Source organism: uncultured Vibrio sp., assembly GCF_947488985.1.
GTDB lineage: Bacteria > Pseudomonadota > Gammaproteobacteria > Enterobacterales > Vibrionaceae > Vibrio.
The window spans coordinates 1-15,251 of the sequence record NZ_CANLBV010000097.1; the positions used below are offsets into that span (position 1 = coordinate 1).

Annotated in this window: 13 protein-coding genes and 2 pseudogenes; 10 read left to right on the top strand and 5 right to left on the bottom strand. The window is 45.4% G+C overall.

Features of this window, described 5'->3' with window-relative positions:
- The first annotated feature begins 305 nt into the window (after positions 1 to 305).
- The 3 genes and pseudogenes from bcp to Q1A70_RS16470 form a co-directional block, all read left to right on the top strand.
- Positions 306 to 770, top strand: a complete 465-nt coding sequence (gene bcp, locus Q1A70_RS16460; RefSeq protein WP_299693995.1) for a thioredoxin-dependent thiol peroxidase — start codon at positions 306 to 308, stop codon at positions 768 to 770.
- A 269-nt stretch (positions 771 to 1,039) separates the two neighbouring features.
- A complete protein-coding gene (locus tag Q1A70_RS16465) occupies positions 1,040 to 2,947 on the top strand; it encodes an immunoglobulin-like domain-containing protein (protein WP_299693998.1) in 1,908 nt (635 codons plus the stop codon).
- A gap of 264 nt (positions 2,948 to 3,211) precedes the next feature.
- Positions 3,212 to 3,480 (top strand): annotated as a pseudogene (locus tag Q1A70_RS16470) (transposase); the annotation flags it as partial.
- A gap of 333 nt (positions 3,481 to 3,813) precedes the next feature.
- Here Q1A70_RS16470 and Q1A70_RS16475 read toward each other — a convergent pair.
- Positions 3,814 to 5,097 (bottom strand): serine hydrolase, encoded by a 1,284-nt coding sequence (locus Q1A70_RS16475; RefSeq protein ID WP_299694001.1) that lies wholly within the window; start codon positions 5,095 to 5,097, stop codon positions 3,814 to 3,816.
- Positions 5,098 to 5,143: 46 nt separating this feature from the next.
- On the opposite strand from Q1A70_RS16475, the pseudogene Q1A70_RS16480 reads away from it, so the two are divergent.
- Positions 5,144 to 5,547, top strand: a pseudogene (locus Q1A70_RS16480) (transposase).
- Positions 5,548 to 5,660: 113 nt separating this feature from the next.
- On the opposite strand, the gene Q1A70_RS16485 reads toward Q1A70_RS16480, so the two are convergent.
- Positions 5,661 to 6,737, bottom strand: a complete 1,077-nt coding sequence (locus Q1A70_RS16485; protein ID WP_299694004.1) for an AI-2E family transporter — start codon at positions 6,735 to 6,737, stop codon at positions 5,661 to 5,663.
- On the bottom strand, positions 6,730 to 6,969 hold the full coding sequence (locus Q1A70_RS16490; protein ID WP_299694007.1) for a sulfurtransferase TusA family protein: 240 nt from the start codon (positions 6,967 to 6,969) through the stop codon (positions 6,730 to 6,732). The genes Q1A70_RS16485 and Q1A70_RS16490 overlap by 8 nt, the downstream gene beginning before the upstream one ends.
- Positions 6,970 to 7,146: 177 nt before the next feature.
- Between Q1A70_RS16490 and Q1A70_RS16495 the strand changes: the two genes are divergently transcribed.
- From Q1A70_RS16495 to Q1A70_RS16510, 4 genes are all read left to right on the top strand, one after another.
- Positions 7,147 to 8,601, top strand: a complete 1,455-nt coding sequence (locus Q1A70_RS16495) for a M48 family metallopeptidase (RefSeq protein WP_299694010.1) — start codon at positions 7,147 to 7,149, stop codon at positions 8,599 to 8,601.
- A 278-nt stretch (positions 8,602 to 8,879) separates the two neighbouring features.
- Positions 8,880 to 9,230: an arsenate reductase (glutaredoxin) gene (gene arsC, locus Q1A70_RS16500; RefSeq protein ID WP_299694013.1), complete on the top strand. Its 351-nt coding sequence runs from the start codon at positions 8,880 to 8,882 to the stop codon at positions 9,228 to 9,230.
- A 6-nt stretch (positions 9,231 to 9,236) separates the two neighbouring features.
- A complete protein-coding gene (gene wrbA, locus Q1A70_RS16505; protein WP_299694017.1) occupies positions 9,237 to 9,827 on the top strand; it encodes an NAD(P)H:quinone oxidoreductase in 591 nt (196 codons plus the stop codon).
- Positions 9,827 to 10,261 carry a DUF2069 domain-containing protein gene (locus Q1A70_RS16510; protein ID WP_299694032.1) on the top strand — a complete coding sequence of 145 codons (435 nt, stop codon included), beginning with the start codon at positions 9,827 to 9,829 and terminating at the stop codon, positions 10,259 to 10,261. Before wrbA ends, Q1A70_RS16510 begins: the two co-directional genes overlap by 1 nt.
- A gap of 155 nt (positions 10,262 to 10,416) precedes the next feature.
- Here the strand turns inward: Q1A70_RS16510 and Q1A70_RS16515 are convergent, their stop codons facing one another.
- On the bottom strand, positions 10,417 to 11,670 hold the full coding sequence (locus tag Q1A70_RS16515; RefSeq protein ID WP_299694020.1) for a DUF2066 domain-containing protein: 1,254 nt from the start codon (positions 11,668 to 11,670) through the stop codon (positions 10,417 to 10,419).
- Positions 11,671 to 11,947: 277 nt separating this feature from the next.
- Here Q1A70_RS16515 and Q1A70_RS16520 point away from each other — a divergent pair, with 277 nt between their 5' ends.
- Entirely contained in the window at positions 11,948 to 13,186 is a 1,239-nt protein-coding gene (locus Q1A70_RS16520) for a uracil-xanthine permease family protein (protein WP_299694023.1), read from the top strand.
- Between the two features lie 139 nt (positions 13,187 to 13,325).
- Here the strand turns inward: Q1A70_RS16520 and upp are convergent, their stop codons facing one another.
- Entirely contained in the window at positions 13,326 to 13,952 is a 627-nt protein-coding gene (gene upp, locus Q1A70_RS16525; protein ID WP_299694026.1) for a uracil phosphoribosyltransferase, read from the bottom strand.
- Between the two features lie 168 nt (positions 13,953 to 14,120).
- On the opposite strand from upp, the gene purM reads away from it, so the two are divergent.
- A complete protein-coding gene (purM, locus tag Q1A70_RS16530; RefSeq protein WP_299694029.1) occupies positions 14,121 to 15,161 on the top strand; it encodes a phosphoribosylformylglycinamidine cyclo-ligase in 1,041 nt (346 codons plus the stop codon).
- The last annotated feature ends 90 nt before the right edge of the window (positions 15,162 to 15,251 follow it).

Below are 15,251 nucleotides of genomic sequence, written 5' to 3' on the forward strand. Positions count from 1 at the left end.
GCTGGCATTCATGTTGATGTGGCTACCGATGTATTGTTGAACACGGAATGTACAGCAAAGATCAACACGCCCTAGTAGATTGGTGATTTCCCGAGGATGAGGGGTCAGAAACGCAGAGTTTTGTTTCATTTTATAGTATCCGAGTTATGCTCACTTATTAAGCATAACTCGGGAAGACTATAGTGTGATAGTTTTTTACTGGCTTACATTGCCACTAGACAACACCACCAAGCATAGATAAAACTAGACGTTAAAATAAAGAGAAAGCTCGATTTAGAGTAAATTAAAGAAAGTAAGGATAACCCATGGCTATCGAAGCAGGACAAATCGCTCCAGATTTCACATTAAACGACCAAGACAGCAACCCAGTAACCCTCTCTGAGCTGAAAGGAAAAAAAGTACTACTCTATTTCTACCCACGCGCTTCAACACCTGGCTGTACGGTTCAAGCTCAAGGACTTCGAGACACTAAAGCTGAACTAGATACCCACAACGTTGTTGTACTTGGTTTAAGCCCAGACACCCCGAAAAAGCTGACCAACTTTATCAACAAGCAAGATCTGAACTTCACTCTACTAGCCGATGAAGAGCACGAAGTTTGTGAGAAGTACGGTGTTTGGCAACTTAAGAAGTTCATGGGCCGTGAGAATATGGGCGTGGTTCGTACAAGCTTCCTTATCGATGAATCTGGGAATCTTGAGCATGTATTTAATAAGTTCAAAACCAAAGACCATCATGAAGTTGTTCTAGATTATCTCAACAACAAATAGTATTTAAAAGACAAAAAATGCCAGTCAGCTTAACTGACTGGCATTAGCCATCGTGCTCCTTTTTCTTTTTCTCACATCTTTCATCTTTCATCTTTCATCTTTCATCTTTCATCTTTCATCTCATTGATTGTTATACAAATTACACAATTCGATGATTATAAACCATTTTTGTGATCTGCGTTCCTTGCTTGTTTTTATTCATTCGTTTTCAAAATCTCAACTCCTTATAGTCACCACCGCTTCACAGAACAACATAAAAAGGAATAACAATGAAAAAAACATTAATCTCTACCGCCATTGGTTTGATGTGTGCCTTTGGTGCGCAGGCCAACGAAATGGTTGATCAAGATGGCAATATTGTCATGGGTTATTGGCATAACTGGTGTGATGGTGCGGGCTATCAAGGTGGTAATGCTCCTTGTTTTGACCTAACCACGATTGATACGCGTTACAACGTGGTTGCCGTCTCTTTCATGAAGGTTTACGACTACACCAACCCTAATGCTGTTCCCACCTTCCAGCTTGATACCAGCATTATTTCTGAGGATGACTTTAAGGCGCAAATTGAGCTACTGAACAGCCAAGGCCGCTCTGTGATCTTGGCCCTTGGGGGTGCCGATGCTCATGTAGAGATGAAAACAGGCCAAGAGCAAGATTTTGCTAATGAAATCATTCGCCTAACCGATGAGTACGGTTTTGACGGTCTTGATATCGACCTAGAGCAAGCCGCGATTACCGCTGCAGATAACCAAACCGTTATTCCAGCAGCATTACGTATCGTTAAGGATCACTACCGCGAACAAGGTAAAAACTTCCTGATCACCATGGCTCCAGAGTTCCCATATTTGACTCAAGGTGGCCACTACCGTCCTTACATTGAAGGACTTGAAGGTTATTACGATTGGATCAACCCACAATTTTATAACCAAGGTGGTGACGGCTTATGGGTCGATGAACTTTCAAAATGGCTTTCGCAAAGCAGTGACGAAGATAAAGAGGATTTCATCTACTATATCTCTGACTCACTTGCGAACGGTACTCGTGGTTTTGGTAAAATTCCACATGATAAATTAGTCTTTGGTTTGCCAACTAACATTGATGCTGCGGCGACAGGTTACGTTATCGATCCCCAAGCACTCTACAATGCCTTTGAGCGCTTAGAAGATGCAGGTCAGCCTCTGCGTGGTTTGATGACATGGTCGGTAAACTGGGATATGGGTACCGACTCAGCGGGCAATTCATACAACAGCGAGTTTATCAAGGATTACGGTGATTTCATTCATGGTGGCGAAAACCCTGAACCAAGCCCAGTACCTGTGTTTAATGGCATCAATGATACTCGCGTTCGTATCGGTCAATCATTTGATTACCTAGCGGGTATTACCGCAAAAGATTCAGAAGGTAATGATATTACCAGTTCAATTACCTATGACGGTTACGTTGATACTGCCCGTACTGGCACTTATATTATCACCTACACCGTTCAAGACTCTGAAGGTAATGAGGCGGTTAAGCCTCGAAGTGTCGAAGTCTATGCGGTACTACCAACATTGAGTGGTGTCGATAATATCAGCGTTAAGCAGTTTGATGATTTCAATCCAATGGCTGGCGTGACTGCAACTGATGCAGATGGAAACGATCTGACTCAAAGCATCCAAGTTACGGGTGAAGTTGATACCTCTGTGGTGGGTGACTACGAGTTAACCTACTCAGTAACCGATCAACATAACCAATCTAGTGAAGAAAAACGTACCGTTCGTGTTTATGAAGATACGCCGCCACCACCACCAGGTGAGTACCCAGAGTGGATTGAAGGCGGAAACTACCAGCTTGGCGATGTTGTGATCGGTGCCGACGGTAAACTGTACGAATGTACGGGTAATGGCCAATGGTGCGGTCAATCTCACAACAAACCAGGTGTAAGTGGTCTTGAGCACTGGTGGGAGTCAACTTGGACACTTGCTGATGGTTCAATTGCACCACCACCGGGCGAAACCCCTCCAGGTGAGCACCCAGCCTTTGAGCCAGGTAAAAACTACAATGCAGGTGATATTGTCACTGGTGCAGACGGCGATGCCTATCAATGTAAGCCATGGCCTGCAACAGGTTGGTGTAGTAGTGCCGCTTACGCACCTGGCAACAGCTTATACTGGGCAGATGCTTGGGATAAGCTATAACAGACAAATACAGGCAAACGCTTAAAATATACCTATAGCGCTAGGCTCTGCAAATGCAGAGCCTTTTTCATTATCCGCAATCTTATTTTTCTATATCGTGCTTTTCCTTTTTTCCTGCTCTTCATTAACTCCGTTTATAATTTTTATCACTATTTTTGAATTTAGGTAATTTCGATGTCGACGAAACTCGCGAACCCAGCACTGCTCTGCACCAGAAGTTTTGGACACTGAGTTAAGTGAGTACAATCACTAACGAGGTGAACAATGACAACTAAGAAAACACGAATCAAACATGCTCCTGAATTTAAAGCCGAAGCACTTAAGCTAGCAGAGAAAGTCGGTGTCGCTGCTGCTGCATGACAGCTATCGTTATATGAATCTCAGATCTATGAATGGCGTAAAGCCGTCAAAAAAGACGCGAAAATCAGCGATAGAGAAAGAGAACTCGCCACTGAAAATGCCAAGCTCAAACGATTATTGGCAGAGCAAGCTGAAGAGCTAGATATCGTAAAAAAGGCCGCCACCTACTTCGTATATGGAATCCACGGGTTTTACAAGATAAGAATGTGCAATGGATAAGATGCGGTCGTATATTCGGTTTCTCATTGAAGGAGCTACCTTCTAACCTTTGATGCATGCGCACCTACTGTCCTTGCCGCGAAAAAAGCTGATCTGCTCCAGTCAGACTGGAGCAGATCACTAGTCGATAATCTGCGTATATTGGTCATTAAAATATGCAGTATTAGCGCTCAACATAAGGCGCATAAAAAAACGCCAGTCGGATGACTGGCGTTATTCATAAAGAGATGACATTCGATCGCATCATCACTGCGGTATGTGAGTACTCACATCATGAGTCCGTAAAATTAATGAGCAAAGTATCTCGCGATCTCACGGGCATAGGTTTCTTCTTGGTTTTTGCCATCACTGGTTGAGAAGAAGGCAATCACCAAATCTTTATCTGGCGAAATATACACACCTTGACCACCGACACCGCCTTTAAATAAGTCCCCATCCTCAAAGATGGCATCAAACTGATAACCATTTTTAATGTGGCTGTCATGGTAGAACGTGTTGATCATCGACTTACCGACATAACCACCCGCATACGCTTCGGGGCGACCTGAATCTTGAATCAACTTGATCACCTCTTGGCTCACCGCACCGTCGCCAAGCTTGGTAGCTGACGGGGTAAGCAACATACCGAACTTAACCATATCTTCAATGGTGGTGTTCATAGAGAAGAACATCAAAGGGTAGCCTCCTTTTGGAGAAACGACCGTGTAAGCATCGTTATTGGCTCCCATCTTCTGCCACATATCACGGCTGACAATTTCATTCATTGGCAAGCCACGCACATTCTCAATAATTCGAGAAAGAACGAAGGTATTAATCGAATTGTATTCGAACGTTTTTCCGCCTGGTGCTCTTCGCTTCATTTCAGCAAGTACTTCTAGTGGGGTTTGCTTACCTTCACCTTCAAATAAACCAATCGCCACCGCCCATTTAAACCAAGGTTGATCTGGATTGATGCGAGAATCGTCTTCTGGCTCATCATGTTCAGTCGCATTCAACCCCGTCGCCATGTTCGCTGTATCTAACACCGACACCGTATCCCAATCAGATCCCTTGAGCTCAGGAATGTATGTTGATACCGGAGCGTTCGGATTCACTTTGCCCTCGTGAACCAACTTAGCCAACTCAATACCAACGGTAATTTTCGAGTTTGAAAACCAGTTATGTTTGTCGGTTTTTCGCATCGTATTGTAACGTTCAAACACAATGTTGCCGCTTTTTACCACCAAAAAAGCATCCACAGGATAAGAGTCTAGGTGCTCATTGAGTGTCTTGTGCTCACCGTGAACCGTGGCAGAAAGTGATCCAATATTGGGATCAAGGCGATGCGGAAGAGGGTAAACCGGCCCATCACGCTCAATTTGCGCCGTTGGGTAAAAACGACTGAGGTTCTGCCAAGCAAATTTAGACTCTTTATTAGGAAACTGAATTTTAACGCGATTGTCTTTTTGCAAAAAAAAGTCATGCGCATTGTAAACATCAACGTTTCTGGGTGATGGATTCATGCTCTCATCCGTCACCGCTGAACCTTCAGATAGAGCCGTTGTCATGGGTGTCGCAGTAGGGCTTTTCATAAGGGTTTCCTATTGAATAATTAAATACCGTCGAACGCAGAGCCGCGTGCTCATTGCCCTGGTCAATAAACGATACAATACAAGGAAAGCGCCATACCCCATCAAAGATCATCAGTATACGCATGGCCTGTGCTGTATATTAGACGTCATCCCTAAAAGCTTCGCCACAGAAAGCTTGCTTGCCAATATCCCCCTTGGAAAGTACCAATACGCAATGCCACTATATCGGCCAGAGTCCTTATTTACTCAGTCGGGTATCGAACTATCGCGTACCACCATGGCTAGGTGGGTTATTCAAGTCAGTGAGAAGTCCGCACCACTCTACGCAACTTTAAAAGAACACTTACTTCACAAGTGGTGGTTCAGGCAGATGAAACGCCGCTCAATGTCCTCAAGGAAGATAAACAGTGTTATATGTGGCTCTACTACTCGAGCGCATACATTTTTTAACAAGCTCGTATGAATCCTTCTTGGCGACGATTATGACCAAGCCCAATGCAAAAAGGCCGAATATCATTGATATTCGACCTTTCATCATCACATTAATTTACAACCACTCTTAGCTAGGGTTGATGCTCGAGGTCATCCTCTAGGGCATGGCTTGGTAATGCATTCCACACCGCCTTGACTAAGGTCGCTAATGGGATAGCAAAGAACACCCCCCAGAAACCCCAAAGACCACCAAACACCAGCACTGCAACAATAATCGCTACTGGATGTAAGTTCACCGCTTCAGAGAAGAGAACCGGGACGAGCACATTACCATCGAGCGTTTGGATGATACCGTAGGCAAAAAGTAACCAATAAAACTGAGGCTCTAGCCCCCACTGGAACAAGCCAACGATCGCGACAGGTATCGTCACTGCCGCTGCACCGATATAGGGAATCAATACCGAGAAGCCCACGGCCACGGCCAGCAGTACTGAATAACGCAGATCCAGAATTGCGAAGGTCACGTAGCTGACGCCACCAACAATCAAGATCTCTAGCACCTTTCCGCGAATGTAGTTAGAGATTTGCTGATTCATCTCTACCCAAACCTTAGCCGCTAAACGGCGGTTTTTTGGTAGTACACCGCTCGCCATGCTGATCATCTCTTCTTTGTCTTTAAGCAAGAAGAAGATAAGCAGCGGTACTAAAATCAAGTAAACCGCCAGTGTTGCCAGGCTAACCAGAGAAGCTAAAGAGCCCTTTACAACGCTTTCACCAAAGCCGAGTGCTTTGTTTTTTGCGTTAGAGACGATAGATTCAACGATCTGCAAATTTGCGAGTTCAGGATAGCGCTCAGGAATGGTCGCGATGAACTTCTGTAAGCCACCATACATGCTTGGTATATCGTTGATGAGATTGCCCACTTGCTGCCAAATGGTTGGCACTAAACCAAACAATGCAAGCAACACCAAGCTAAAGAAAATCATGATCACCAGCATCACCGAAAGGGTTCTAGGAATACCTAATCTTTGCAGCTGGGAAACTGGCCACTCCAATAAATAAGCCAATACGATCGCAACCAATAACGGCGCAATCAGGTGACCAAAGAAGTAAATAGTGATAAAGCCGAAAAGAATGATAGCAACCAAACTGACAGCATGGGGATCAGAAAAACGTCGCTTATACCAACGATTGACCATTTCAAACATCTGACTGCAATTCCTTTTTAGTAACGAGGAGATGATGGTAATTAGAGCAAACCTCGGTGATGATGTCATAGGCTTGCTGAGACAAAAAAGTAACGATATCTTTCATCGAGCTATTATCAGAGACATAAATTGACAATGATTGTCCTACTTCTAACTTTACACTGTGACGCTTGGCTAATAATAACGCCATAGGGCATCGCTCTTGGCGTAAATCTAGAATATTAGGTGTCATTCTTAGGCTCGATGCTTATTATAAGAGGCGTATTGTAATCTGTTTTTGAAAACGTGCCATCATTCATTCTTCTTCTTCATGATAGCGTACGCACTTAGTAAAGGTTAAAACCGATAAAGAACCAATTTGCATTGCACTTGTCTTACTGTCAGAAGAAATGGAGTATTACTGACTAATATGTTTAAACGCGCTCGTTCAATTGCTTGCTTATGCATCGCAGCCACATTAAGCCCCCCAATATTGGCGAATACCAATAGTTTGGAGCTACCGGATATCGGCACCGCTGCTGGCGGAACACTCACTATAGATCAAGAGCTTATCTATGGTGATGCCTATATGCGCATCATCAGAAGCAGCCAGCCTATCGTCAACGACCCGGTTCTCAACCAATATATTGATACGCTAGGCCACCGCCTTGTCGCAAACGCGAATGACGTTAAGACACCTTTTCAATTCTTTATGATCCGCGACCGCAATATCAACGCCTTCGCTTTTTTTGGTGGCCATGTGGCGCTGCATTCTGGCCTGTTCCTGCACGCGCAATCTGAGAGTGAACTCGCTTCTGTATTGGCGCACGAAATCGCGCACGTCACTCAACGCCACTTAGCGCGGAGTATGGAAGATCAAGCTCGCCGCTCTCCAGCCACCATAGCAGCAATTGCAGCCTCGGTGTTGTTGGCCATTGCCGCTCCAGAAGCCGGAGCGGCGGCGTTAACAGCAACGACTGCCGGCAGTATGCAGAGCCAAATCAACTACACGCGTAGCAACGAAAAAGAAGCGGATCGCTTTGGTATCAATACGCTCGCAAAGGCCGGGTTTGATGTGGATGCAATGCCGCGTTTCTTTGGTCGTTTAGCGGATGAATACCGCTATGCCAGCACACCACCTCCTATGCTGCTGACTCACCCATTACCCGAAGATCGGATAACCGATTCACGTGCTCGTGCTCGCAGTTACCCGCCACTCAAACTGGCTCCGTCACTGGATTACCATCTCGCAAGAGCGCGTATTGTCGCACGCTATGCGGGTATCGATGGCGAAGCCGCATTGAATTGGTTTTCGCGCCAACTGAAAAAGGCCCCTAAAGCACTGGTTCCATCATTAGAGTATGGCCAAGCATTGGTTTACCTCGATGCCAAAAAACTAGATAAAGCAGCACCTATTTTGAGCAAACTCATCAGCAGTGACCCAACCAACTTGTTTTATCTTGATGCGATTTCCGATCTGCACATTGCACAAAAGAAGCCTGAAATAGCCATTAAAGAGATAAAGGCAGCACTGATCCGTCAGCCTAACAACTCAGTCTTGACCATTAACTATGCTAATGCACTGATTGAAAAAGAAGAACTTCAAGAAGCCGTGCGCGTATTGCAGCGTTATACGCACGATAATCCGGACGACACCAATGGCTGGCATCTGCTGTCAAAGGCCAACATTGATCTTGGGAATAGCGATGAAGATCTTGCCGCTCGCGCAGAAATATTGGCACTGCAAGCTGGCTGGAACAAAGCCATTCAGTACTACACTCAAGCAAGCCAAATCGCCGAGCTCGGAAGTCTGAAACAAGCCCGCTACGACGCTCGCATTGATCAGCTAATGATTCAGCGAGAACGCTTCTTGTCGCTACAATAAGCCGGTCTAATTCGCCATTATTCATTTAAGAATAAACGCTCAACATTACCGATAAAAGGAGCCACGTATACCAATCGTAGTAAATAACTGGTCACCCTAGCTTGTTAAAAACCTCGATAACTTCGTTAGAATTTTTGATTGTAGAATAATACTTACCAAAAGATGCTGCTTTGTTCTCAAGATTTTTTCCTACGCTATTTCTGATCACTTACTTACTGTGATTGATATAAGAGGCTTCAACTAAACCATTAAATCAAAAATAATAATGAGGAAGAACTATGTCTGTTGTGATTTATCATAACCCACGCTGCTCAAAGAGCCGCCAAACGCTCGAACTGCTTGAACAAAACGGCGTACAGCCTGAAATCATCAAGTATCTAGACACGCCACTCACAGTTGAGCAGCTTAAAGTGCTTTTTACGCAACTTGGTTTGGACAGCGTGCGTGACATGATGCGCACCAAAGAAGCCGATTATAAACAAGCGAATCTTGGTGATAGCTCGGTGACTGACGAAGATCTTTTCTCAGCGATGGCGTCAAATCCAAAGCTATTTGAACGCCCAGTAGTGGTTGCCAACAACAAAGCCAAGATTGGTCGCCCACCAGAACAAGTGCTAGAGATCCTGTAATCGAATATGAGCATTAACATTCTTGTTCTTTACTATAGCCGTCACGGCAACACACAAGCTTTAGCAAGACAGATTGCACGAGGGGTGGAATCCATCCCGAACTGTGAAGCTATGCTAAGAACGGTGAATGATGTGTACACAGTAGAAGAGCAGCCTGATGCGCGTTATCAACCCGTCGATCCTGTTGCTACATTAAATGAGCTCCGTTCTTGTGATGGTTTGGCGTTAGGTAGCCCTGTCTGGTTTGGTAATATGGCAGGGCCAATGAAGCACTTTTGGGATAGCACCACATCACTGTGGATCAATGGCGATCTCATCGACAAGCCCGCATGTGTCTTTACCTCTTCATCATCACTGCATGGCGGTCAAGAAACCACTCAGCAGACGATGATGTTACCGCTGCTCCATCATGGCATGCTGATTGTAGGTATACCATACTCAGAGCCCGCTCTGCACACTACTCAAACGGGCGGGACGCCTTATGGTGCAAGCAGTACTGGCGAAGCGGTATCGTTAAGTAAACAAGAGGTTGAGCTCGCTCGTCACCTCGGGCAACGTTTGGCTCGTATTGCGATGAATCAACAAGGAATGTCTTAATCATGTATATGTCACAGAGACCGATGTCTACCCAAACTCGGAGGGCTCGTTACCTTGCTTTGGCCGGCAATCTATTGCTTTTAGGATGGGTGCTTGCTTGGCAGATAACGCTTTCACCGCACCCACATCTAAGCAATGTAACACTTGCGCTTGCCTGGGCTGTGCCGCTTTTGCTGCCACTACCGGGGATCTTGGCGGGCAAACCCTATACGCACGCATGGGCGAATTTTGTATTAATGCTCTACTTCCTTCATGCATTAACTCTATTGTATGTAGATGGTGGTGAGCGCTTACTAGCAGCGGTCGAGCTGCTGTTAACGACTCTAGGCTTCGTAGGTAATATTTTATTTGCCCGCTTTCGAGCCAAAGAGTTAGGTATCAAGCTTAAGCGCCTTTCCGAAGTCGAAAGAACAGAAAAAGCGAAGTTCGAGTAACGTTTTTTAGCTCAGAAGTTTGAAGTTTGAAGTTTGAAGTTTGAAGTTTGAATCGCATTATCGAACATAAAGTTAAATAAACAAAGCCCCGCGAGATTTCTCTGGCAGGGCTTTTTCATCCGTTAATTTCAATCAGGAATATCAGAAGATAGTCACTAACGAATCCATTCGTACACTAAACTTGGACTCGCATCTAATGGGGTCGCCACTTCTAAGTCTTGGGTATTTAACTCTTGTGTCGCTGACGGGGCGATCGTCACATCGGAGTCCGTTACTGTGTCAGTATTGGATAAGTCGTTCGCTTTCATCACTTGAACGTCAGTATCAGTGTCAACGGGAGCAGTAGACTCACTCCCTACCGAAATGGTGTTGTCCTGCATTTCAAATTCAGGGCTTGTTTCTGGTTCAATGTAAGACTCTTCAACCTTAGCGACTTGGCGAATACTTTCGACTTCTTGCACGAACTCCTGTTGGGTCGACAATAAGTGGATTCTGAATGTCACTTCATTATTTCGAATTTTCAAAATATCTAGGCTTGCCACCGAATTGAGGCGCTTCAGTGTATTCTCCAGTTGGAAGAAATCTTGAGCATTATTGAGGCTAATAAACTGCGTTAAAACCGACTCTGATGACTCACTTGCTACGGTAACGGCACTTTTACTCGCATAGTAGTTACTGATTTGGTCGACCAGCTTCTCAGAGGCCGTCGCGCTATCGCCCGATACCGAACCGGTCACCGGCGACCTGGATGAACTCGTCAGCTGATTTGGTTTTTGATCGTACAATGTCCAGCGTAAGCCTGAAGATTGCGCCTTCACAACCAACACCGCATCGACGGGATAACGTTGGCTCGCTTGGCTGATTGGCGTCACAAAGCTGCCCCATAAATCGGACGTCGCAATACCAGTAATATCGTCAAAGTCACCCACAGGCAAGGTCAAAGGTAAGCCACGATCTTTCGCGTTCGCTTGTATATCAGTCGCCAGTTGTGAGTCTGAATGCTCCCACACAATATTCTTGTCGTAGCTGTCTTCTTCCACCAGCCAAACCAGGATGTTTGAACGAGTATCAGGCCAATACGGCAACTGTGCTTGGGTTAATAAAGAGCGGATTTGAGCCGCATTAAAGCGCATACGCAATGTAGACTGCTCATCGCTTTCACCAAAACTCATCTGAGACAGATACTGCGAACTTTTTCGCATCGCCTTTTGAATGGTCTCGTTCGATGCAACATCGGTTTGACCAGTCGCACGTATCAACACCTGCTCCATACCGGTATTTCTTGCCACTTGTTCTGGCTGTTTATCTTCAGCGTTAATCGCAACTTCAGTGCTAAAGATATCCACTTGAGTTAAGGCATAACTCGGAGAGGCTAATAGTCCCATCAACAACAATGCTATATAGCGCATATTGATCCTAATATTCAAAGCTTATCTCTTGATGATAAGCAACTATGGATGGAGGGGCAAGGTCGTTAGCCCCCACGGGGTTTAATAACCACAAAATATCACCTAGCCATGATACTGCGCTAACCTATCCAGCGAATTTTGAGCACTTGATGGATGTAAAACGCCACTAAGATAGGGAAATTTGATCTATTGGGTTTAGCAACCGATTGCCAAGTGATAGAATCCCGCGAATTTTGTTTTTCACCCTCAATAGAACGACCACTTTTAAGGACCTCACATGAAAAATGCTTTGCAAGGTGCACAAATACTGTTTGTAGCTTTTGGTGCGCTTGTATTAGTGCCGCTACTCACAGGGTTAGACCCTAACGTAGCACTATTTGGCGCGGGTATCGGTACCCTTTTATTCCAAGTGATTACACGCCGCTCTGTGCCTATCTTCTTGGCATCTTCTTTTGCATTTATCGCCCCTATTATGTACGGCATTCAAACATGGGGGGTTGGAGCGACCATGGGTGGTCTGATGGCTGCGGGTGTTGTATATGTATTGCTGGGCGCTCTTATCAAACTAAGAGGCGTCGGCTTTATCCATAAGCTGCTACCACCGGTTGTTGTAGGTCCTGTGATCATGGTTATCGGTCTCGGTCTAGCGCCTGCTGCTGTCAACATGGCGCTGGGCAAATCTGGCGACGGCGCGATTCAGATTGTGAATGCCGATGCAGCACTATGGATTTCTTCTATTTCACTATTGGTGACGATTTCCATTAGCGTATTCTCAAAAGGTTTCCTTAAGTTGCTGCCTATCTTCGGCGGTATTGTCGCGGGATACGTGACCAGCTTGGTTTACGGCGCAGTGGATTTTACCCCAGTCACTCAAGCTGCTTGGTTAGCGATCCCTAACTTCACAGCACCTGAATTCAACATCAACGCGATCTTCTTTATGGTGTTTGTCGCCATTGCTCCTGCCGTTGAGCACGTAGGCGATATGCTTGCGATCTCTAACGTGACAGGTAAAGACTACCTTAAGAAGCCCGGCTTACACCGCACAATGGCGGGTGATGGCGTGGCAACCATTGCCGCTTCTATGCTGGGCGCGCCACCAAACACAACCTACAGTGAAGTGACTGGCGCAGTGATGCTGACCAAAGCGTTCAACCCGGTGATCATGACTTGGGCGGCAGTAACCGCGATTGTTCTTGCACTGGTCGGCAAGCTTGGTGCACTGCTACAAACGATCCCGGTACCCGTGATGGGCGGCATCATGATTTTATTGTTTGGCTCTATCGCTACCGTAGGCCTAAACACTCTGATTAAGAACAACGTTGACCTGCATAAATCACGCAACCTTGTGATTGTTGCCATTACCCTAGTATTTGGTATTGGTGGCATGGCATTTGGCATCGGAGACTTTAACCTACAGGGCGTAAGCTTATGTGGTATTGTTGCTATTCTGCTTAACCTACTTCTTCCGGAAGATCTAGGTGACAACACTGTGGTAGACAAAGCTCAAATAGATTAGTGAATCGATAACGCTAGATTCGAACCTTCACAATCTAACACGATAAAAAAGGGGAGAGCATCGAATGCTCTCCCTTTTTATTAATTTTAATTCAGCTGGTTAAGATAACCACTTAGATTAACTTACACTGAAAATCGAATTACTTAGTACCGAAGATCTTATCACCAGCATCGCCAAGACCAGGTACAATGTAGCCCTTGTCGTTTAGCTTCTCATCGATAGCGGCTGTGTATAGCTCAACGTCTGGATGCGCTTTTTCTAACGCCGCGATACCTTCAGGAGCTGCAACCAAAACAAGAATCTTAAATTGCTTACAACCCTTCTCTTTCATCAGGTCGATAGTTGCGATCATCGATCCACCTGTCGCTAGCATAGGGTCGACCACAAGCGCAATACGCTCATCGATGTTCGATGCAAGCTTGTTGAAGTATGGTACTGGCTCAAGCGTTTCTTCATCACGGTAGATACCAACAACGCTAATACGCGCACTTGGGATGTGCTCTAGAACGCCATCCATCATACCTAAACCTGCACGCAAGATTGGCACTACGGTAACTTTTTTGCCTTTAATTTGGTCTACTTCAACCGGACCATCCCAACCGTTAATCACTACACGCTCAGTTTCAAAGTCTGATGTCGCTTCGTATGTTAGAAGGCTACCCACTTCTGTTGCTAGCTCACGAAAACGCTTAGTGCTAATTTCACCTTCACGCATCAGGCCAATTTTATGTTTTACTAGCGGGTGTTTCACTTCAACAACTTTCATTTCCAACTCCAGAAATATTTAAACAAACCTGTAGATTATACACGAGCTTTCTGATTATTTCAGAATCTTTATTCGGGTAAAAAAAACACGCAAACGTTTGCTATTGGCAATCAAGCCCTGTTAAAATAGCGCTGCTTTCACATCCAACTTAAGTTCGAGGACTATCCCGTGAGTGGTAATACTTCTTCTCTAAGCTACAAAGACGCTGGTGTTGATATCGATGCAGGTAATGCACTAGTAGACCGTATTAAAGGTGCTGTTAAACGCACTCGTCGCCCTGAAGTTATGGGTGGTATTGGTGGCTTTGGTGCCCTATGTGAACTTCCAACCAAATACAAAGAGCCGGTACTGGTTTCAGGCACAGATGGCGTGGGTACCAAACTTCGCCTTGCTTTGGATCTGAAAAAGCACGACACCATTGGTATCGACCTCGTGGCAATGTGTGTCAACGATTTAATCGTTCAAGGTGGTGAGCCGTTATTCTTCCTAGATTACTACGCAACAGGTAAGCTAGATGTTGATACAGCAGCTGACGTTGTTTCTGGTATCGCAGAAGGTTGTGTTCAAGCTGGCTGTGCACTCATCGGCGGTGAAACTGCTGAAATGCCAGGTATGTACGAAGGCGACGACTACGATGTCGCTGGTTTTTGTGTCGGTGTGGTAGAAAAAGCTGACATCATTGACGGCACAAAAATCGCTGCCGGCGACGCACTTATCGCAGTTGGCTCAAGTGGTCCACACTCAAACGGTTATTCTCTAATTCGTAAAGTACTGGAAGTGTCTGGTGCCGATAAAAATGAAGAGCTAGAAGGTCGCACTATCGGTGAGCACCTACTAGAACCGACTAAGATTTACATAAAATCAGCACTTAAAATGATTGCTGAGCATGACATTCATGCTATCTCGCACATCACAGGTGGTGGTTTCTGGGAAAATATCCCACGCGTACTGCCTGAAGGCACCAAAGCGGTGATTGATGGTAGCAGTTGGCAATGGCCTGCGATCTTCAACTGGCTACAAGAGAAAGGTAACGTGGAGACATTTGAAATGTACCGCACTTTCAACTGTGGTGTTGGCCTAGTGGTTGCTCTACCTAAAGAGCAAGCGCAAGCGGCGGTTGAACTACTGAAAGCTGAAGGTGAAAACGCTTGGGTTATCGGTGAAATCGCCAACGCGGATGCGGGCGAAGAGCAAGTTGAAATAAAATAAGTGATATGTTCACTTAATTAGGGCGTGTTGATCTTTCGAGCTGATTTTTGCAGCGAGTTGCTGGGTATTTATACAAGGCAGAGGCGTCGA

Bases quoted from the DNA above. Each gene is read 5' to 3' on its own strand.
- bcp (WP_299693995.1), top strand. From the start codon at position 306: ATGGCTATCGAAGCAGGACAAATCGCTCCAGATTTCACATTAAACGAC.
- Q1A70_RS16465 (WP_299693998.1), top strand. From the start codon at position 1,040: ATGAAAAAAACATTAATCTCTACCGCCATTGGTTTGATGTGTGCCTTT.
- Q1A70_RS16475 (WP_299694001.1), bottom strand. From the start codon at position 5,097: ATGAAAAGCCCTACTGCGACACCCATGACAACGGCTCTATCTGAAGGT.
- Q1A70_RS16485 (WP_299694004.1), bottom strand. From the start codon at position 6,737: ATGTTTGAAATGGTCAATCGTTGGTATAAGCGACGTTTTTCTGATCCC.
- Q1A70_RS16490 (WP_299694007.1), bottom strand. From the start codon at position 6,969: ATGACACCTAATATTCTAGATTTACGCCAAGAGCGATGCCCTATGGCG.
- Q1A70_RS16495 (WP_299694010.1), top strand. From the start codon at position 7,147: ATGTTTAAACGCGCTCGTTCAATTGCTTGCTTATGCATCGCAGCCACA.
- arsC (WP_299694013.1), top strand. From the start codon at position 8,880: ATGTCTGTTGTGATTTATCATAACCCACGCTGCTCAAAGAGCCGCCAA.
- wrbA (WP_299694017.1), top strand. From the start codon at position 9,237: ATGAGCATTAACATTCTTGTTCTTTACTATAGCCGTCACGGCAACACA.
- Q1A70_RS16515 (WP_299694020.1), bottom strand. From the start codon at position 11,670: ATGCGCTATATAGCATTGTTGTTGATGGGACTATTAGCCTCTCCGAGT.
- Q1A70_RS16520 (WP_299694023.1), top strand. From the start codon at position 11,948: ATGAAAAATGCTTTGCAAGGTGCACAAATACTGTTTGTAGCTTTTGGT.
- upp (WP_299694026.1), bottom strand. From the start codon at position 13,952: ATGAAAGTTGTTGAAGTGAAACACCCGCTAGTAAAACATAAAATTGGC.